General features: G+C 74.4%; 16 protein-coding genes and 1 riboswitch. Of the genes, 12 read left to right on the plus strand and 4 right to left on the minus strand.

Features of this window, described 5'->3' with window-relative positions:
* The first annotated feature begins 8 nt into the window (after positions 1 to 8).
* A complete protein-coding gene (locus C1I99_RS06020) occupies positions 9 to 1,286 on the plus strand; it encodes a glycosyltransferase 87 family protein (RefSeq protein WP_111133224.1) in 1,278 nt (425 codons plus the stop codon).
* Here the strand turns inward: C1I99_RS06020 and C1I99_RS06025 are convergent.
* Positions 1,185 to 1,736 (minus strand): GNAT family N-acetyltransferase, encoded by a 552-nt coding sequence (locus C1I99_RS06025; protein ID WP_111133202.1) that lies wholly within the window; start codon positions 1,734 to 1,736, stop codon positions 1,185 to 1,187. The genes C1I99_RS06020 and C1I99_RS06025 overlap by 102 nt on opposite strands.
* A 78-nt stretch (positions 1,737 to 1,814) precedes the next feature.
* Here C1I99_RS06025 and C1I99_RS06030 point away from each other — a divergent pair, with 78 nt between their 5' ends.
* The 6 genes from C1I99_RS06030 to C1I99_RS06055 all read left to right on the plus strand — a co-directional run bounded on the left by C1I99_RS06030 (position 1,815) and on the right by C1I99_RS06055 (position 8,763).
* On the plus strand, positions 1,815 to 3,044 hold the full coding sequence (locus C1I99_RS06030; protein ID WP_111133203.1) for a winged helix-turn-helix domain-containing protein: 1,230 nt from the start codon (positions 1,815 to 1,817) through the stop codon (positions 3,042 to 3,044).
* Positions 3,041 to 3,631 carry a DUF2752 domain-containing protein gene (locus tag C1I99_RS06035; protein WP_111133204.1) on the plus strand — a complete coding sequence of 197 codons (591 nt, stop codon included), beginning with the start codon at positions 3,041 to 3,043 and terminating at the stop codon, positions 3,629 to 3,631. Before C1I99_RS06030 ends, C1I99_RS06035 begins: the two co-directional genes overlap by 4 nt.
* 402 nt (positions 3,632 to 4,033) lie before the next feature.
* Positions 4,034 to 4,777, plus strand: a complete 744-nt coding sequence (gene thyX / locus C1I99_RS06040; RefSeq protein ID WP_111133225.1) for an FAD-dependent thymidylate synthase — start codon at positions 4,034 to 4,036, stop codon at positions 4,775 to 4,777.
* A gap of 46 nt (positions 4,778 to 4,823) precedes the next feature.
* Positions 4,824 to 5,750 (plus strand): 4-hydroxy-tetrahydrodipicolinate synthase, encoded by a 927-nt coding sequence (dapA, locus tag C1I99_RS06045; protein ID WP_111133205.1) that lies wholly within the window; start codon positions 4,824 to 4,826, stop codon positions 5,748 to 5,750.
* A gap of 52 nt (positions 5,751 to 5,802) precedes the next feature.
* Positions 5,803 to 7,491 carry a ribonuclease J gene (locus C1I99_RS06050; protein WP_111133206.1) on the plus strand — a complete coding sequence of 563 codons (1,689 nt, stop codon included), beginning with the start codon at positions 5,803 to 5,805 and terminating at the stop codon, positions 7,489 to 7,491.
* Between the two features lie 102 nt (positions 7,492 to 7,593).
* Complete coding sequence (locus C1I99_RS06055) at positions 7,594 to 8,763, plus strand: S1 family peptidase (RefSeq protein WP_111133207.1); 1,170 nt, start codon at positions 7,594 to 7,596, stop codon at positions 8,761 to 8,763.
* A gap of 82 nt (positions 8,764 to 8,845) precedes the next feature.
* On the opposite strand, the gene C1I99_RS06060 is transcribed toward C1I99_RS06055, so the two are convergent.
* Together C1I99_RS06060 and C1I99_RS06065 are read right to left on the minus strand one after the other, a co-directional pair.
* Positions 8,846 to 10,498: a type III secretion system chaperone family protein gene (locus tag C1I99_RS06060; RefSeq protein ID WP_111133208.1), complete on the minus strand. Its 1,653-nt coding sequence runs from the start codon at positions 10,496 to 10,498 to the stop codon at positions 8,846 to 8,848.
* Positions 10,495 to 10,974: a type III secretion system chaperone family protein gene (locus C1I99_RS06065; RefSeq protein ID WP_111133209.1), complete on the minus strand. Its 480-nt coding sequence runs from the start codon at positions 10,972 to 10,974 to the stop codon at positions 10,495 to 10,497. The genes C1I99_RS06060 and C1I99_RS06065 overlap by 4 nt, the downstream gene beginning before the upstream one ends.
* 286 nt (positions 10,975 to 11,260) lie before the next feature.
* On the opposite strand from C1I99_RS06065, the gene C1I99_RS06070 reads away from it, so the two are divergent.
* Positions 11,261 to 13,537 carry a DNA translocase FtsK gene (locus C1I99_RS06070; RefSeq protein WP_233512358.1) on the plus strand — a complete coding sequence of 759 codons (2,277 nt, stop codon included), beginning with the start codon at positions 11,261 to 11,263 and terminating at the stop codon, positions 13,535 to 13,537.
* 65 nt (positions 13,538 to 13,602) lie between these two features.
* Here C1I99_RS06070 and C1I99_RS06075 read toward each other — a convergent pair whose 3' ends face one another.
* Positions 13,603 to 13,917 carry a DMT family transporter gene (locus C1I99_RS06075; protein ID WP_111133211.1) on the minus strand — a complete coding sequence of 105 codons (315 nt, stop codon included), beginning with the start codon at positions 13,915 to 13,917 and terminating at the stop codon, positions 13,603 to 13,605.
* A gap of 62 nt (positions 13,918 to 13,979) precedes the next feature.
* Positions 13,980 to 14,049: riboswitch (guanidine-III (ykkC-III) riboswitch) on the minus strand.
* A 96-nt stretch (positions 14,050 to 14,145) separates the two neighbouring features.
* Here C1I99_RS06075 and C1I99_RS06080 point away from each other — a divergent pair.
* The 4 genes from C1I99_RS06080 to C1I99_RS06095 form a co-directional block, all read left to right on the plus strand.
* Complete coding sequence (locus C1I99_RS06080) at positions 14,146 to 15,069, plus strand: ornithine cyclodeaminase family protein (RefSeq protein ID WP_111133212.1); 924 nt, start codon at positions 14,146 to 14,148, stop codon at positions 15,067 to 15,069.
* A gap of 99 nt (positions 15,070 to 15,168) precedes the next feature.
* The gene (rimO, locus tag C1I99_RS06085) at positions 15,169 to 16,671 is read left to right on the plus strand and encodes a 30S ribosomal protein S12 methylthiotransferase RimO (protein ID WP_111133213.1); all 1,503 of its coding nucleotides are present in this window, start codon (positions 15,169 to 15,171) and stop codon (positions 16,669 to 16,671) included.
* A gap of 77 nt (positions 16,672 to 16,748) precedes the next feature.
* The gene (gene pgsA / locus C1I99_RS06090; protein WP_111133214.1) at positions 16,749 to 17,342 is read left to right on the plus strand and encodes a CDP-diacylglycerol--glycerol-3-phosphate 3-phosphatidyltransferase; all 594 of its coding nucleotides are present in this window, start codon (positions 16,749 to 16,751) and stop codon (positions 17,340 to 17,342) included.
* 95 nt (positions 17,343 to 17,437) lie between these two features.
* Positions 17,438 to 17,602, plus strand: a 165-nt coding sequence (locus tag C1I99_RS06095; RefSeq protein WP_146603901.1) for a CinA family protein, incomplete at its 3' end; no start/stop codon positions are given.

The raw sequence follows: 17,602 nt of genomic DNA on the forward strand, positions 1-17,602 counted from the left end.
AGGCGCCGGTGGCGCAGGGTCCCGGACGGACGTTCCGGCAGGTCGTCGGCGTCGTCGCGCTCGCCGCCGCGGTGTCCGCCTTCCTCTCCGTCGCCGCCGTCCGGCACGGCTTCTTCGACCTGAAGGTCTACTACGGCGCGCTGACCTGGTGGGTGCACGACGGCGGGGAGATCTACGACTTCCTCAAGCCGGGCACCCAGTACGGCTTCACCTACCCGCCGTTCGCCGCCCTGGTCATGCTGCCGATGGCGTACCTGCCGTGGACGGCGGCGATCGTGGTCAGCGTGACCGCCAGCGTGGTCGTCAGCGCGGTGCTGTTCTGGTGGCTGGTCGACCCGATCTCCCGCCGGGCCGGGTGGACCCGCTGGTTCGCCCTCGCCGTGGCGCTCTGCCTGGCCGCCGCGTACGAGCCGATGCGCGAGACGGTCAACTTCGGCCAGGTCAACATGCTGCTGCTGTTCCTGGTCGCGGTCGACCTGCTGCGGCTGCTGCCGGCCGGCAACCGGTGGGCCGGAGTGGGCATCGGCCTGGCCACAGCGATCAAGCTGACCCCGGGCATCTTCATCGTCTACCTGCTGGTCACCCGGCGCTGGCGGGCCGCGGTCACCTCGACGGCCACCGCGGCCGGCGCGACGCTGGCCGCCGCCGCGCTCTTCCCGGACGCCTCCCGCGAGTTCTGGACCGAGGCGCTGTGGAACACCGCCCGGGTGGGCGAGCTGGCGTTCGTCTCCAACCAGTCGCTGCGCGGGGTGGTGGCCCGCCTCAACCCGGAGCAGCCGAGCACCCTGGCCTGGCTGCTGCTGGTGCTCGCCACGCTGGCGCTGTGGGTGTGGCGGTCCCGGGCCGCGGTGGCTGTCGGCGACGAGGCGACCGGCCTGGCCCTCACCGGTGCGGTGATGTGCCTGGTCAGCCCGGTCACCTGGGTGCACCACCTGGTGTGGCTGCTGCCGGCGCTGATCCTGCTGGTGGACAACGCCGTGGCCATGCCCGCCGCCAGCCGCCGGCGCCGCGCCCTGCTGGCCGCCGCGATCGTCGGGTACGCGTTCCTGATCAGCCGGATCGTCTGGGCCTGGGAGAAGGACTTCACCGGGGTGGACGGCTTCGTCGGCGGCAACGCCTACGTCTGGATCAGCCTCGCGCTGCTGGCGTTCCTGCCGATCCGGCGCTGGGCGGTGCCGGCCGGGTCAGCCGTCGAGGCGGCCGGCGTACCGCAGCTCGACGAGCCCGACCGGCGGGCGGCCACCGGAGAGCGGCACGGGGTACGTCGACCGTTCACCGTCGGGTGACAGCCCGGCCCGCTGGTAGAAGCGGCGGGCCCGCCCGTTGTCGGCGAGCACCCAGAGCCGGTACTCCGACCAGCCGCGCGCGGCCAGCCCGGCGCGGGCCGCGGCGAGCAGCGCCGGCGCGGTGCCGTCGCCCCAGTGCGCCGGCTCGACGTACAGGGCGAGCAGTTCCCCGTACGCCGGGTCGAGGTCGGCCCGGTCCTGGTCGACCCGGTACGGCCCGAACGAGGTGAACCCGACGAGCGCACCGTCCCGCTCGGCGAGCAGGGTGGTGAACGGGTGCTCCGGGTCGGCGGTGCCGAGGTCGCGGCGGCGCTGCGCCCAGACCGTGACGTTGAGCCGCCGCAGCACCTCGTCCGGCACGATCCCGGCGTAGCCGGCCTGCCAGCTGTGCACGTGCACCCGGGCGACCGCCTCGGCGTCGTCGGGCTCCTCGTGGCGGATGGTGAGCATGTGTCCGTTCTATGCGGCGGTGGGCGATCGGTAAAGCGTCCGCTCCGGCGTCGTACCCGTCGAATAGGGTGCCCGACGATGGCCGCACCGGAATCGCTCTCGCTCGCCCAGGCCCGCCGGGTGGCGCTCGCCGCCCAGGGCTTCGCCGACCCGCCTCCCACCGGGGTGCCCTCCCGCCGGCACCTGCGCCGGGTGCTCGACCGGGTCGGGCTGATCCAGATGGATTCGGTCAACGTGCTGCAACGCGCGCACTACCTGCCGCTCTACAGCCGCCTCGGCCCCTACCCGACCGGCCTGCTCGACGCCGCCGCCTACCGCCGGCCCCGCGAGGTCTTCGAGTACTGGGGGCACGAGGCATCCCTGGTCCCGGTCGGGCTGCACCCGGCGCTGCGCTGGCGGATGGCCAACGCCCGCTCCGCCGCCTGGGGCGGGATGCGCCGGATCGCCCAGGAGCAGCCGGAGCTGGTCGCCTGGGTGCGCGACGAGGTGGCCGCCCGGGGTCCGCTCACCGCCGCCGAGATCGAGCACGACGCGCCCCGGGAGACCGGCAACTGGGGGTGGAACTGGTCGGCGGTGAAGCGGGCGCTGGAGTTCCTCTTCTGGGCCGGCGAGGTCACCGCCGCAGAGCGCACCACGTCCTTCGCCCGCCGCTACGACCTGCCGGAGCGGGTGCTGCCCGCCGCCGTGCTGGCGACCCCGACACCCGCCGACGCCGAGGCGTACCGCACGCTGGTGGCGATCGCCGCCCGGTCGCTCGGGGTGGCCGCGGAGCCGGAACTGCGCGACTACTTCCGGCTGCCGCTGGCCGGGGCCCGCCAGGCCATCGCCGAGCTGGTCGAGGCGGGTGAGCTGCTGCCGGTCGTCGTGCAGGGCTGGCGGCAGCCGGCCTGGCTGCACGCCGCCGCCCGGCTGCCCCGGTGGGTACGCGGCAACACCCTGGTCAGCCCGTTCGACCCGCTGGTGTGGGAGCGGGGGCGCACCGAACGGCTCTTCGACTTCAGCTACCGGATCGAGATCTACGTCCCCGCGCCGCAGCGGGTGCACGGCTACTACGTGCTGCCCTTCCTGCAGGGGGAGCGGTTCACCGCCCGGGTCGACCTGAAGGCCGACCGTAAGGCCAGGGTGCTGCTGGTGCCGGCGGCCTGGATCGAGCCGGGTGCCGACGCGGGCGAGACCGCGCTGGCGCTCGCCGCCGAACTCTACCGCCTCGCCGGCTGGCTCGGCCTGGACGCGGTGGCGCCGCCCGCCGCCGGTGACCTGGCCGCCCCGCTTGCCGCCGCCCTGACGGGCGTGGCCGGTGTACGGTGAGCGGCGTGACGAGCGTTGACGGACCGGCCCCTCAGCCGCACCCGCCGACCGGCGCGGACGCCCCGCCGCCCGCGTTCGCGGCCGCCCCCGCGGCAGGGTGGCCGGCCGTGCAGGTGCCACCCTCCTACCCGGCGCCCGAGCCCGACCGGCTGACCCGCTTCGTGGTGCGGCTCTACGACCGATCGCCGCGCTGGGCCGTGCCGCTGGCCGCGCTCGGCTGCGTTGCCGCCGGGATCGGTTACGCGCTGATCAGCGATCCCACCCGGTCCGCGCCCGACGCCGCGCCGACCTGCCTGCTCAAGCTGACCACCGGGCTGGACTGTCCCGGCTGCGGCGGCACCCGCGCCCTCTGGTACGTGCTGCACGGCGACCTGCCGGCCGCCGCCCGCCACCACTTCCTCTTCGTCTTCGCGCTGCCCTTCCTGGCGTACCTCTTCGTCGCGTGGGCGGGCAACCAGGCGTTCGGCTGGCGGCTGCCGGAGCTGCGGATCAGCCCGAAGCTGATTGGTGGCTTCCTGGCCGCCTGGCTGGCCTTCTCGGTGGCGCGCAACCTGCCGTGGGCGCCCTTCACCTCGCTCTACGTCTGACCGGCGGGCGGACCATCCGGGCGCCCGAACCACCTGGGGCGCGCGGGACGGCCGGGGCCCGCGGGACGGCTGTGCGACCGCACGGCGCTGGCGCTGTTGCCTGCGAGCGCGGTGTGCCGGCGGCCGGTGTGCTACTGGGCCACGGCGATCGCCGGTGCGTGCGCCTGTGCTCCGCCCGCCTGGCTGCCCCCGCTGCGTGATCCCACCGTCGTCGGCTGCCCCGTCCATGGGGGCAGCTCGACAGGGCGCCCGCCACCGGTCTGGGCCTCGCCGAGATATTGGACACCTGTCGTTCGGATGGCACGGTACGTGTCCACGATTCGCAGCGTGCGGCCCCTCCGCCCCGCGAGCCCAACTTTTCCCCGCGACCGCCGGCCAACTACAGTCCCAGGAATGCCGGACATGGTTCAGCCACAGGTCAAGCTCATCGCGTGGACCCACTTCGAGGCCCCGGACGACGTGCCGTGGTCGACCGACGCCGACGGCGGCCAGGCGCTCGCCGAGTTCGCCGGCCGGGCCTGCTACCAGTCGTGGCGTAAGCCGAACCCGGCGACCGCCACGAACGCCGGCTACCTGGCGCACATCCTGGAGGTCGGGCACCTGTCGGTGCTGGAGCACGGGTCGGTCAGCTTCTACTTCACCGGGGTGTCCCGGTCGTTCACCCACGAGCTGATCCGGCACCGGCACTTCTCGTACTCCCAGCTCTCCCAGCGGTACGTGCCGGAGCGGGACGCCGCCATGGTCGAGCCGGCGGTGATCGCCGAGGATCCGGAGCTGCACAAGCGGTTCGTGGAGGCGGCCGAGGCGAGCGTACGGGCGTACAACGAGCTGTTGGAGGGGCTGGAGCGGCGTTTCGCCGACGTGGAGAACGCCACCCTGCGGCGCAAGCAGGCCCGCCAGGCGGCCCGCGCGGTGCTGCCCAACGCCACCGAGACCCGGATCGTCGTCACCGGCAACTACCGGGCCTGGCGGCACTTCGTCGCGATGCGCGCCACCGAGCACGCCGACGTGGAGATCCGCGAGCTGGCTGTGGAGTGCCTGCGGCAGCTGCAGCGGGTCGCACCGAACGTCTTCGCCGATTTCGTCATCTCCACCCTGCCCGACGGCAGCGAGGTAGCGGCGAGCCCGCACGCCGAGCTGTCCTGAGCCCTTCCCCGGCGGGGTGCCGGTGGTCGTCCGCTAGGTTGGTGGCATGAACCACGACCACCCTGACACCGCCGCCCGGGCGGTGTCCCGCCCCTTCGGGCGAGTGCTCACGGCGATGGTGACCCCGTTCACCGCCGACGGTTCGCTCGACGTCGACGGCGCCGCCCGACTGGCGGCGTACCTGGTCGACGAGCAGGGCAACGACGCGCTGGTGGTCAACGGCACCACCGGCGAGTCGCCGACCACCACGGACGCGGAGAAGGAACGCCTGATCCGGGCTGTGGTGGAGGCCGTCGGCGACCGTGCCAAGGTGGTCGCCGGGGTCGGCACCAACGACACCCGGCACACCATCGAGCTGGCCGCCGCGGCCGAGAAGGCCGGCGCGAACGGCCTGCTGGTGGTGGCGCCGTACTACAACAAGCCGCCGCAGAGCGGGCTGCTGCGCCACTTCACCACCGTGGCGGACGCCACCGGCCTGCCGGTGATGCTCTACGACATCCCGCACCGGACGGGCGTGCCGATCGCCACCGAGACGATGGTGCGCCTCGCCGAGCACGGCCGGATCGTCGCGGTGAAGGACGCCAAGGGCGACCTGACCGCCACCAGCTGGGTGACCGCCCGCACCAACCTCGCCTTCTACAGCGGGGAGGATTCGCTGACCCTGCCCGCCCTGACCGTCGGCACCGTCGGCGTGGTCGGCACCTCCACCCACTTCACCGGCGCGCTCACCCGGCAGATGATCGAGGCACACGACGCCGGCGACGCCGCCACCGCCCTGGGCCTGCACCGGCGGTTGCTGCCGCTGTTCACCGGCATCTTCCGGACCCAGGGCGTGATCCTGGTGAAGGCGGGCCTGACGGCTGCCGGGCTGCCGGCCGGCCCGGTGCGCCCGCCGCTGGTCGACGCCACCGACGACGAACTCGCCCAGCTGCGCGCCGACTGCGCGGCAGCGGGCCTGGAGCTGCCCGAATGATCGAACGACACGACGGACGCCGGGTAACGGCGTCGCAGAATGAGGTGGACGCGTGACCGAGGCGCACATCGATGCGGAACTGCCCCCGCCGCTGCCGGAGGGCGGACTGCGGATCATCCCGCTCGGCGGGCTCGGCGCCATCGGTCGGAACATGACCGTCTTCGAGTACGACGGCAAGCTGCTGGTCGTCGACTGCGGGGTGCTCTTCCCGGACGTGGAGCAGCCCGGCGTCGACCTGATCCTGCCCGACTTCGGCCCGATCCTGGATCGGCTCGGCGACGTCCAGGCGATCGTGCTCACCCACGGCCACGAGGACCACATCGGCGCGGTGCCGTACCTGCTTGCCCACAAGCCGGACATCCCGCTGGTCGGGTCGCAGTTCACCCTCGCCCTGGTCGAGGCGAAGCTCGCCGAGCGGCGGATCCAGCCGTACACGCTGACCGTGCGGGAGGGCGGCCGGGAGCGGCTCGGCCCCTTCGAGTGCGAGTTCTTCGCGGTGAACCACTCGATCCCGGACGCCCTCGCGGTGGCCATCCGCACCCCGGCCGGCCTGGTGCTGCACACCGGCGACTTCAAGATGGACCAGCTCCCGCTGGACGGCCGGGTCACCGACCTGGCCGGCTTCGCCCGGCTCGGCGCCGAGGGCGTGGACCTGCTGCTGTCGGACTCCACCAACGCGGAGATCCCCGGCTTCGTCACTCCTGAGCGGGAGATCGGGCCGGTGCTCGACTCGATCTTCGCCAAGGCGCGCGGGCGGATCATCGTCGCCTCGTTCGCCTCGCACGTGCACCGGGTGCAGCAGGTTTTCGACTCCGCCGCCGAGCACGGCCGCAAGGTCGCCCTGATCGGCCGGTCCATGGTCCGCAACATGGGCATCGCCCGCGATCTGGGGCTGCTGAACATCCCGCCCGGCCTGGTCGTCGGCCTCGACGAGGCGACCACCATGCCGCCCGAGCAGATCGTGCTGATGTCCACCGGGTCGCAGGGCGAGCCGATGAGCGCGTTGGGCCGGATGGCCAGCGGCGACCACCGGCACATCACCATCGCCCCCGGTGACACCGTCGTGCTGGCCTCGTCGCTGGTGCCGGGCAACGAGACGTCGGTCTACCGGGTGATCAACCGGCTGGCCCGGGCCGGCGCGGTGGTGGTGCACAAGGACGTCGCCAAGGTGCACGTCTCCGGGCACGCCCCCGCCGGAGAGCTGCTCTACCTGCTCAACGTGGTGCGTCCCAGCAACCTCATGCCGGTGCACGGCGAGTGGCGCCACCTGCGCGCGCACGCCCGGCTCGGCATCGAGTCCGGGGTCGCCCCCGACCGGGTGGTGCTCTGCGAGGACGGCGACGTGGTCGACCTGGTCGAGGGGCGGGCCAGCCTGGTCGGGCACGTGAAGAGCCGCTACGTCTACGTCGACGGCCTCGCCGTCGGCGACGTCAGCGAGTCGCTGCTGACCGAGCGGCGGATCCTCGGCGACGGTGGCTTCATCGCCACCACCGTGGTGGTCGACTCGGTCACCGGCAAGGTGGTCGGCGGCCCGACCGTCTCCGCGAAGGGGTTCTCGGAGGACCCGGAGGCGTTCAACCCGGTGATCCCACTGGTCACCGAGGCGCTGAACCGGGCCGCCGCGGACGGGATCACCGACCCGCACCAGCTCCAGCAGATCGTCCGGCGCACGGTCGGGCGGTGGGTCAACGACGCGTACCGCCGCCGGCCGATGATCGTGCCCACGGTGGTCGAGGTCTGACCGCCTCCGGATAGTTTTTCGTCGATCGTTCAACCGTCCGACCGTCGCTTTCGTACTCCGTCCCGACGGGCCTGATCAGGCTCGCCGGGAGGAGCGTGGCGGATGGACCGCAGACGGATGACAGCCATCGGCGTACTGGTGGCGGCGGCGGGAACGGCGGCGGCGGTGACCCTGCCCGCGGTGGCGGGGGAGGGCACTGCCCCGGCCGACCGGGCCGGTGGTACGGCCGCGCCGGCCGGCGTCGCCCCGGAGGTGCTCGACGCGATGCGGCGCGACCTGTCGCTCTCCCGCGATCAGGCGGTCGACCGGCTGGCCACCGAGCGCCGGGCCGCCGGCACCGTCGCCCGGCTGCGGGCCGAGCTCGGCGCGGACTACGGCGGTAGCTGGCTCAGCGCGGACGGGCGCCAGCTCACCGTGGCGGTCGCCGATCCGGCCGACGCCGCGGCGGTACGGGCTGCCGGCGCGGTGCCGAAGCAGGTGGACCGGGGCGTCGGCGAGCTGGACGCGGTCAAGAGCCGGCTCGACCGGGCCGGCGGGCGGGCCAGCCCGGACGTGGCCGGCTGGTACGTCGACGTGACCACCAACTCGGTGGCGGTGCTCGCCCAGCCCGGCGCCGAGGCGGCCGCCCGCCGCTTCGCCGCCACCAGCGGGGCCCCGGCCGGCGTGGTCCGGGTCGACACCTCGGCGGAGGCTCCCCGGCTGCTGTTCGACGTGCGCGGCGGGGACGCGTACTTCATCAACACCGCCGGCCGTTGCTCGGTCGGCTTCTCCGTGGTCGGCGGCTTCGTCACCGCCGGGCACTGCGGCCGGCCGGGGGACCGCACCGCCGGCGCGAACCGGGTCGCCCAGGGCACCTTCCGCGCCTCGTCCTTCCCCGGTGACGACTGGGCGTTCGTCGAGGTGAACAACGCGTGGACGCCGCAGGGCGTGGTGAACGACTTCGCCGGCGGCACGCTGCCGGTGGCCGGCTCGCAGGAAGCCCCGGTCGGCGCCTCGGTCTGCCGCTCCGGCTCGACCACTGGCACCCGCTGCGGGGTGATCCGGGCGCGCAACGCGACGGTCAACTACCCGGAGGGCACGGTCACCGGGCTGACCCGGACGAACGTCTGCGCCGAGCCGGGCGACTCTGGCGGGGCATGGCTCTCCGGTGACCAGGCGCAGGGGGTCACCTCGGGCGGATCCGGCGACTGCACCCGGGGCGGGGTGACCTTCTTCCAGCCGCTCAACGAGATCCTCGCGGCCAACGACCTGACCCTCGTCACCGCCGGCTGATCCACACATCCGGCCGGGCCGGTCGCCGCCGTCCAGCCACGGACGCGGGCGACCGGCCCGGTGCGGGTGCGACCGGCACCGGTCAGGGCAGGGCCTCGACCGCCTCGGCGTACGCGACGCCGGTGCTGACCGCCGCGGCCAGCAGCACCGTGAGCTGGGCCGGCGCCACCCCGTGCGCCAGGTCGGTGCTGACCTCGCCGGCCAGCACCAGCTCGCCGGCCTGTTCGTGCGCGGACGCCGTCGGCAGCAGGCGGTCGTGGTTCCAGGCGTTGCAGAAGGCGTACGCCTCGGAGCGCCGGTCGGCGGGCAGCCGGCGGCCGGCCACCGCCCGCACCCGGAGGATCTCCCCGCGCTCCCCGGCCTGCCGGATCTGGATCAGTGCCGGCCCCCACTGCCCGACCACGATGCCGCCGGCGCCCACGGCGTAGCGATCCCCGCGCCGGTCCAGCGCGGCGGTGATCATCGTCAGGCTCAGCGGCGCCAGCTCCTGCTCGGCCGACCCGCCGTCGTCCAGGTCGACCGTGCTGTCATCCACCTCCTCGTCCGGCTCGTCGGGTGGCAGCGGGACCGGTTCGGCGAGTGGCCGTTCGGCCAGCCAGGACGCGATCCGGGCGGACTGGTGCCCGGTGCCGTTGCGCGCGTCGAAGCTCCCGGCCAGCCCGGTGGCCAGCCCCAGCAGCTCCGCGCCGAGCGTGGCGACGGGCCGGTCGGCCGGGGGCCGCCCGCCGTACGCGGGCCGGTGCACCCGGCGCCCGCCGAGCCCCGCCTCGACGGCGACCGCGCAGACCAGCGCCCCGGCCGCGGCGAACTCCATCGCGGACAGGTCGTCGTCGGCGTGGTCCAGCCGGGGCAACTGCTCGGCGAGGATGTCCAGCCCGCGCGCCGGGTGCCCGCCCAACGCGCAGAAGCGCAGGTGCGCGGCGAGGTACCCGAAGGCGGCCCGTTCCCGCCGGTGCCGCCGGTACGCCCGCACGTGCGCCCGCGCGGCCCGCTCCGGCGCGCCGGCCCGCAGCCACGGCAGCAGCGCCGCGGCGAGGGCCCGCTCCGGCTGCTCGCTGCACTCGACGGCACCGTCGAGCGGGCCCCGCAGCAGGTCGAGCGCGGCATCCCAGTCACCCCACCCGGTGAGCAGTTCGGCCCGGCGCGCCGGCGCGCAGCCGGGGCACCCGCCCGCCGGGTGCGGCTCGGCCGCCGTCCACCGGTCGTACCAGCGCCGGGCGTCCGGCTCGTCGCCGAGGTGGTCGGCGATCCGGCAGCGCAGCTCGGCGACCGGTTCGACGTCCGGGCCGGCGGCGGTGCGGGCGGCCAGGTCGTCCAGCAGCGCGCGGGCCTGGTCCAGGCCGACCCGGGGGGTGCCCAGCAGCGCCTCGACCGCGTACCGCTGGAACCGGAGCAGGAGCGCGGCGTCGGTGCCCGGCAGCAGGTCGGGCCGGCGGTCGACGGCGGCGAGGCAGCGGCGCAGCGGCTCGACCAGCCGCCAGCGCTCCCCGTGCCGCAGGTACGCCTCGATCAGCGCGAACCGGGCGTCCACGGCGGCGCGGTCGTCCCCAGCCGCGTCGGCGTGCGCCGCGATCCGTTCCAGCTCGGCGATCCGCGCCGCGCCGTCGGGCAGGTCCCGGGCGTCGGCGAGCGCCTCGGTCAGGGCCGGGTCGCGGCGGGCCGGCCCGCGCCGGCGTCCCGGCCAGCCGGGCCACCCGGCGGTCCAGCCGGCCGGCCCGAAACCCGGGGCGGTCACGCCACCACCCCGCCGGGCAGCCGGCCCACCTCGACGGCGAGCTGACAGCCGGTCGAGATGCCGCAGCCGAGCAGCCGGTCGAGCTGGTGCGGGGTCACGCCGCGCTCCAGATCGGTGATCACCTCGCCGCAGACCCGGGCCCGCCCGTCGTCGTCGACGTGCACGAACGCCTTGGGCCAGAGCCGGTCGTGGTTCCAGGCGTTGCAGAACTCGTGTAACGCCGGCACGTACTCGATCGGGAACGTCGGCGCGGTGACGGTGCGCACCTGGAGCAGTTCGGCCGCGGCGCCGACCCGCAGGAACCAGATCAGGCTGTCGTCCCAGCGACCGACGAGGTCGCCGTCCGGGTCGACGTGGACCACGTGGCCCCGGCTGGCCAGCACGGCGGCGACGAGTTCGCCGGTCAACGGCCGGAGCTGGCCGGGATGTCCGGCCAGGGGGCCTTCCGGACCGTCCTCGAATTCCGGCGACGCCATCGGGCATCCCTTCTGAGGCAGATATCACGGCGGGCGGCGGTTCCGTGCCGCGACGCGCGGACACGACCCGGAAAAGCGGCGATCTGCCGGGTCCCGCCGCTAAGTTGACTGTATGGCGGGCCGTACCTCTCAGGCGAGCCGGCGGCGCGGCGCGTCGCCGCGAGGCAGCACGAACAGCCGTGCCCGCCAGCCGGCGAAGAAGACCACCCGGGCGGCGTCCCGGCGGCGCACGGCCGCGCGTCCCGGCCCGGCCGTCTACGTCGGACGCGCGGTCGGCGCACTGTGGATGGGGCTGGCGCACGGCGTCGGGTGGGCGGTACGCGCCGCCGGCCGGCAGGCCGCCTCCGCCCGGGATCTCGACCCCGAGCATCGCCGGGACGGCGCCGGCCTGTTGGTCTTCGGCCTGGCCCTGCTCAGCGGGGTGGCGATCTGGTTCTCCGGGGCGGGGCCGGTGGGCGCCCGGTTGGCCGACAGTGTCCGGCTCTTCCTCGGTGCCATCGCCATCGTGGTGCCGGTGCTGCTGATGATCGGCGCCTGGCGACTGATGCGCCAGCCCGCCGACCCGCAGCACCGCGGTCGGGGGCTGGTCGGCTGGGGCTCGATGCTGATCGCCACCGCCGCGCTGCTGCACGTCGGGCAGGATCCGGCCGGCCCGGCGCAGCGGGACTTCGCCGGCGGCCTGGTCGGTGCCGGCGTCGGCAGCCTGCTGGAGCGGGCGGTCACCGCCTGGGTGGCCGTGCCGCTGCTGATCCTGCTGCTGGTCTTCGGTCTGCTGGTGGTCACCGCGACCCCGATCAACAAGATTCCCGAGCGGCTCGGTCTGCTGGCCGGCACGCTGGTCGCGCCGCCCGCCGGCGAGGAGACGGACGAGGCGACCGCCAAGCCGGTCCGCAAGCGGCCGGCGAAGCGGATGCCGCCACCGCTGGACCCGGAGGATTTCGCCGACGACCTCGACGGCGCGGACCTCCAGGAAACCCTGGTGCTGCCCCGCAAGCCGGCCAAGGTGCCGGCGACCCGCCGGCCGGTCGACCCGCCGGAGCACTCGCCCGCGCCGACGCGGGCCGAGCAGCTCGCGCTGACCGGGCTGGCCGGTGACTACACCCTGCCCCCGGCGAACCTGCTCAGCGGCGGCGCCGCGCCGAAGACCCGGAGCAAGGCCAACGACGAGGTGATCGCCGCGCTCACCGGTGTGTTCGAGCAGTTCGACGTGGACGCCGCGGTCACCGGCTTCACCCGGGGCCCGACGGTCACCCGCTACGAGGTCGAGCTCGGCCCCGGCGTCAAGGTCGAACGGATCACCCAGCTCTCCCGCAACATCGCGTACGCGGTGAAGTCGCCGGACGTGCGGATCCTCAGCCCGATCCCGGGCAAGAGCGCGGTCGGGGTGGAGATCCCGAACACCGACCCGGAGAACGTCGCCCTCGGTGACGTGCTGCGCTCGCGGGCCGCCACCAGCGACCACCACCCCATGGTGGTGGCGCTGGGCAAGGACATCGAGGGCGGCTACGTGGTGGCCAACCTCGCGAAGATGCCCCACATCCTCATCGCGGGAGCCACCGGGGCCGGCAAGAGCTCATGTCTAAATTCGCTGCTCATGTCCATCTTGACCCGGGCCACGCCGGACGAGGTGCGGCTGTTGCTGATCGACCCGAAGCGGGTCGAGATGACCGGCTACGAGGGCATCCCGCACCTGGTCACGCCGATCGTGACCAACGCGAAGAAGGCGGCCGACTCGCTGGAGTGGGTCGTCCGCGAGATGGACATGCGCTACGACGACCTCGCCGCCAACGGGGTCCGGCACATCGACGACTTCAACCGCAAGGTGCGTACCGGCGAGATCAAGGCCCCGCCGGGCAGCGAGCGGGAGATTCGCCCGTACCCGTACCTGCTGGTGATCGTGGACGAGTTGGCCGACCTGATGATGGTGGCGCCGCGCGACGTGGAGGACTCGATCGTCCGGATCACCCAGCTGGCCCGGGCCGCCGGCATCCACCTGGTGCTGGCCACCCAGCGCCCGTCGGTCGACGTGGTCACCGGCCTGATCAAGGCCAACGTGCCGTCCCGGCTGGCCTTCGCCACGTCGTCGCTGGCCGACTCACGGGTCATCCTCGACCAGCCGGGCGCCGAGAAGCTGCTCGGCCGGGGTGACGGCCTCTTTCTGCCGATGGGCGCCTCGAAGCCGATCCGGATCCAGGGCGCCTGGGTGACCGAGCGCGAGATCGCCGACGTGGTGAAGTTCTGCAAGGACCAGCGCGAGCCGGAGTTCCGGCCCGACGTGCTCTCGGTGGCGCAGGAGGGCAAGAAGAAGATCGACGAGGACATCGGCGACGACCTCGACCTGCTGGTGCAGGCGGTCGAGCTGGTGGTCACCTCGCAGTTCGGCTCGACCTCGATGCTCCAGCGCAAGCTGCGGGTCGGCTTCGCCAAGGCGGGCCGGTTGATGGACCTGATGGAGACCCGGGGCGTGGTCGGGCCGTCGGAGGGGTCGAAGGCCCGCGACGTCCTGGTCAAGCCGGACGAGCTGGAGGAGGTCCTGGCGGGTCTACGCGGCGACGACGAGTGACGGCTGGCGGCCGGGCGGCCGTGCTGGCCGGGCCGGAAACGCAGCCGTGGGGCGAGCGTGCCGAGTCAGTGGTAGACCTTGAGGCCGATCACGCCGGCGACCACCAGCAGCAGGCAGACGACCCGGGGCAGGCTGGCCGACTCGTGCAACGCGACCATCCCGACCAGGGCCGTGCCGACCGCGCCGATGCCGACCCAGACCGCGTAGCCGGTGCCGACCGGGATGTCCCGCAGCGCGTACGCCAGCCCGACCATGCTGAGCACCAGGGTCACCAGGAACACCACCGTCGGGACGGGCCGGGTGAAGCCGGCGCTGCGGTCCAGGGCGACCGCCCACGCCGTCTCCAGCAGTCCGGAGATCACCAGCACGGTCCAGGCCATCGACGTCACCTCCGCGGGGCCGCCCGGGCCGCCGGGGCCGGGACGAGCCGAGTCTGCACTCATCCGGGGCGTCTTCGCCTGACCGGGTACGCCCACCACTCGTCCGGGGCGGCCCGGCCTGGCGGGCCACCGGGTCGAACCGTAGCACCGGGGGATGGGTCCGGGCGTGGCGTGACCCGGGCCACCGTCCTTGACCTGAATCTCACTTCAACTTGCAGTATTGGGATCATGGTCATGATCTTCGCCGACCCCGAGGTCGCCGCCGCGCTGGACGCCGCCACGACGGTGGCAGCCATGCGGGACGCCCTGCTGGCCGCCCACGCCGGCCGCCTGGTCGCCCCACCCCGAGCCGCCGCGCCGCTGGGCGGGGGCCGGATGGTGCTCACCGCCGGGCACCTCACCGGCCAGTGGTACGGCTTCCGGTCGTACGACACCTTCGGGCACCCGGAGGGCGAGCAGGTGGTGGTGCTGCACGACGGGCGGACCGGGGCGGTGCGGGCGGTGGCTGTCGGCGCGGAGCTGGGTTCGCGGCGTACCGGCGGTCTGGGCGGGGTCGCGGTGGACACCCTGGCTCGCCCGGACGCCGCCACCGTCGGCGTGATCGGTTCCGGGGCGCAGGCGTGGACCCAGGTCTGGGCTGCCGCCGCGGCACGCCCGCTGCGCGAGGTCACCGTGCACAGCCGCTCGGCCGCCCGGCGCGAGGCGTTCGCCGCCCGGGTCCGCGCCGAGCTGGGCGTCCCGGCCCGGGCCGTCGCCACCCCGGCCGACGCGGTCGCCCGGCGGGACGTCGTGGTACTCGCCACCACCAGCCCGACCCCGGTGGTCCGCGCCGCCGACCTCGCCCCCGGCACCCACGTCAACGCGGTCGGCTTCAAGCAGCGGGACCGCGCCGAGTTCGGCACCGACCTGCTGGACGCCGCCGACGTCCTGGTCACCGACTCCCCGGCCCAGGCCGCCGCGTACGACCCGCCGATGCTCGCGGCCCTGCCCCCGTACGCCGGACGGCTGCGCGACCTGGGCGCGGTGCTGGCCGGCGCGGTCCCCGGCCGGACCGCCGCGGACCAGATCACGGTCTTCTGCTCGACCGGCCTGGCCGGCACCGAGGTCTTCCTGCTCGACCGCCTGGCCCAGGTCGGCGCCGCGGCGGTCTGAGCCCCGCGTCGGGGGGCCGGCCGCGCCGGGCGGGTGTGAGCCGGTCGATGCCGACGACCCGCCGACGGCGGTCTCCGGCGTCCGGACCGGTACCCTCGGATGGTGTCTGCCACCTTCCCTTCCACCGCCGACGGCCGCCGGGTCGCCCTGCTGACCCTGGGCTGTGCCCGTAACGAGGTTGATTCGGAGGAGCTGGCCGCCCGGCTGCACGCCGACGGCTGGCAGGTGACCACCGACGGCGAGGGCGCCGACGTGGTGGTCGTGAACACCTGCGGCTTCGTGGAGAAGGCCAAGCAGGACTCCATCCAGACCCTGCTGGCCGCTGCGGGCACCGGGGCCAAGGTGGTCGCCGCCGGCTGCATGGCCGAGCGGTACGGCCGGGAACTGGCCGACAGCCTGCCGGAGGCGCAGGCGGTACTCAGCTTCGACGACTACCCGGACATCTCCGCCCGGCTGAACGCGGTCGCCGCCGGCGAGGCGTTCGACGCGCACACCCCGCGGGACCGGCGCGAGCTGCTCCCGCTCACCCCGGTCGCCCGTCGGGGCAGCGGGGTGTCGCTGCCCGGCCACGCCACCCCGACCCGGCCGGTCGAGCCCGAGACCGATGCACACACCCCGGCGCACCTGCGCCAGGTGTTGCGCCGCCGGCTCGACACCGGCCCGGTCGCGTCGCTCAAGCTGGCCAGTGGCTGCGACCGCCGCTGCGCGTTCTGCGCCATCCCCGCCTTCCGCGGCGCCTTCGTCTCCCGTACGCCCGACGAGTTGCTCGCCGAGGCGGAGTGGCTGGCCAAGACCGGCGTCCGGGAGCTGGTGCTGGTCAGCGAGAACTCGACGTCGTACGGCAAGGACCTCGGCGACCCCCGGGCGCTGGAGAAGCTGCTGCCGCAGCTGGCGGCGGTCGAGGGCGTCGTCCGGGTGCGGGTGAGCTACCTCCAGCCGGCCGAGACCCGGCCCGGCCTGGTCGAGGCGATCGCCACCACGCCGGGGGTGGCGCCGTACTTCGACCTGTCGTTCCAGCACGCCAGCGAGCCGGTGCTGCGCCGGATGCGCCGGTTCGGCTCCACCGACCGGTTCCTGGAGCTGCTGGCGTCGGCCCGCGCGTTGGCCCCGGCGGCGGGCGCCCGCAGCAACTTCATCGTCGGTTTCCCCGGCGAGACCCGCGCCGACGTCACCGAGCTGGTCCGGTTCCTCTCCGCGGCCCGGCTCGACGCGATCGGCGTGTTCGACTACAGCGACGAGGACGGCACCGAGGCCGCCGGGCTGCCCGGCAAGGTGTCCGCCGCCACGATCAAGCGCCGGTACGACAAGCTCAGCGCGCTTGCCGACGAGCTCTGCTCGCAGCGCGCCGAGGAGCGGCTCGGCTCGACGGTCGAGGTGCTGGTCGACTCCGTCGACGACGGGGTGGTCGAGGGCCGGGCCGCGCACCAGGCCCCCGAGGTCGACGGCTCGACCACCCTGGTCGCCCCGGTGGGCGGCGGGGTGGATCTGGCCGCGCTGCGCCCGGGCGACCTGGTCCGGGCCACGGTCACCGGCACTGAAGGGGTGGACCTCGTCGCGGTGCCGGATGAGATGATCTCGGCGGCGCCCGGCGCGGCACGGTGACGGCGGGCCCGGACGGAGCGAGGGAGCCACGTGGTGGAGTGCCAGGTACGCCACGGCGGTCGGAGCGGGGTGCGGCGATGACCGGCGCGGCGGACCCGGCGGCGGCCCCGGTGGTCGCCCGGGTGCCGGTGCTCAACGCGGCCAACGCGCTCACCGCGCTGCGGCTGGTGCTGGTGCCGGTCTTCGCCGCCTCGGTGGTCGTCTCGGCGATGAGCCATGCGGGTTGGCGGATCACCGCCTGCCTGATCTTCGCGGTGGCCTCGGTCACCGACCTGGTGGACGGCTGGATCGCCCGCCGGTTCGGCCTGGTCACCTCGGTCGGGAAGGTCGCCGACCCGATCGCCGACAAGGCGCTCACCGGTGCCGCCCTGCTGCTGCTCTCCTGGTACGACCGGCTGCCCTGGTGGGTCACCGCGGTGATCCTCGCGCGGGAGCTGGGCATCACGGCGCTGCGCTTCTGGGTGATCCGGCACGGGGTCATCGCGGCCAGCCGGGGCGGCAAGATCAAGACGGTGCTGCAGATCCTGGCCATCGCCTGGTACCTCTGGCCGATGCCGGCCGCCCTCGCCGCCGTGGGCCCGTGGATCATGGGGGCGGCGGTCCTGGTCACCGTGGTCACCGGCTTCGACTACGTCGCCCAGGCCCTGCGCCTGCGCCGTCCCACCGGCTGAGTGGCCCCGCCGGCCGGCGCGGGGCGGATGGTACGAGCGGTGCCGGATTCGGGCCGGATGACTGGACCGGCCGGCCCCGGGGAAGGGTGGGGGACATGGATCGTGACGCGCACGGGGAGCGGCCGGTGGGCAGCCCGGCCGCCGGGGTGGTGCATCGCCTGACCGAGCGGCAGGAGACCCTGGCCACCGTCGAGTCGTTGACCGGTGGGCTGCTCGCCGCCTCGATCGTCGAGATCGCCGGTGCGAGCGGGGTCTTCCGG

It is taken from the genome of Micromonospora deserti, from assembly GCF_003236335.1.
In the GTDB taxonomy this organism is placed as follows: domain Bacteria; phylum Actinomycetota; class Actinomycetes; order Mycobacteriales; family Micromonosporaceae; genus Micromonospora; species Micromonospora deserti.

What these genes read in the sequence shown, in the direction of transcription:
- C1I99_RS06025 (WP_111133202.1), bottom strand. Translation starts at nt 1,736, where the DNA reads ATGCTCACCATCCGCCACGAGGAGCCCGACGACGCCGAGGCGGTCGCC.
- C1I99_RS06030 (WP_111133203.1), top strand. Translation starts at nt 1,815, where the DNA reads ATGGCCGCACCGGAATCGCTCTCGCTCGCCCAGGCCCGCCGGGTGGCG.
- thyX (WP_111133225.1), top strand. Translation starts at nt 4,034, where the DNA reads ATGGTTCAGCCACAGGTCAAGCTCATCGCGTGGACCCACTTCGAGGCC.
- dapA (WP_111133205.1), top strand. Translation starts at nt 4,824, where the DNA reads ATGAACCACGACCACCCTGACACCGCCGCCCGGGCGGTGTCCCGCCCC.
- C1I99_RS06055 (WP_111133207.1), top strand. Translation starts at nt 7,594, where the DNA reads ATGGACCGCAGACGGATGACAGCCATCGGCGTACTGGTGGCGGCGGCG.
- C1I99_RS06065 (WP_111133209.1), bottom strand. Translation starts at nt 10,974, where the DNA reads ATGGCGTCGCCGGAATTCGAGGACGGTCCGGAAGGCCCCCTGGCCGGA.
- C1I99_RS06070 (WP_233512358.1), top strand. Translation starts at nt 11,261, where the DNA reads ATGGGGCTGGCGCACGGCGTCGGGTGGGCGGTACGCGCCGCCGGCCGG.
- C1I99_RS06075 (WP_111133211.1), bottom strand. Translation starts at nt 13,917, where the DNA reads ATGGCCTGGACCGTGCTGGTGATCTCCGGACTGCTGGAGACGGCGTGG.
- C1I99_RS06080 (WP_111133212.1), top strand. Translation starts at nt 14,146, where the DNA reads ATGGTCATGATCTTCGCCGACCCCGAGGTCGCCGCCGCGCTGGACGCC.
- rimO (WP_111133213.1), top strand. Translation starts at nt 15,169, where the DNA reads ATGGTGTCTGCCACCTTCCCTTCCACCGCCGACGGCCGCCGGGTCGCC.
- pgsA (WP_111133214.1), top strand. Translation starts at nt 16,749, where the DNA reads ATGACCGGCGCGGCGGACCCGGCGGCGGCCCCGGTGGTCGCCCGGGTG.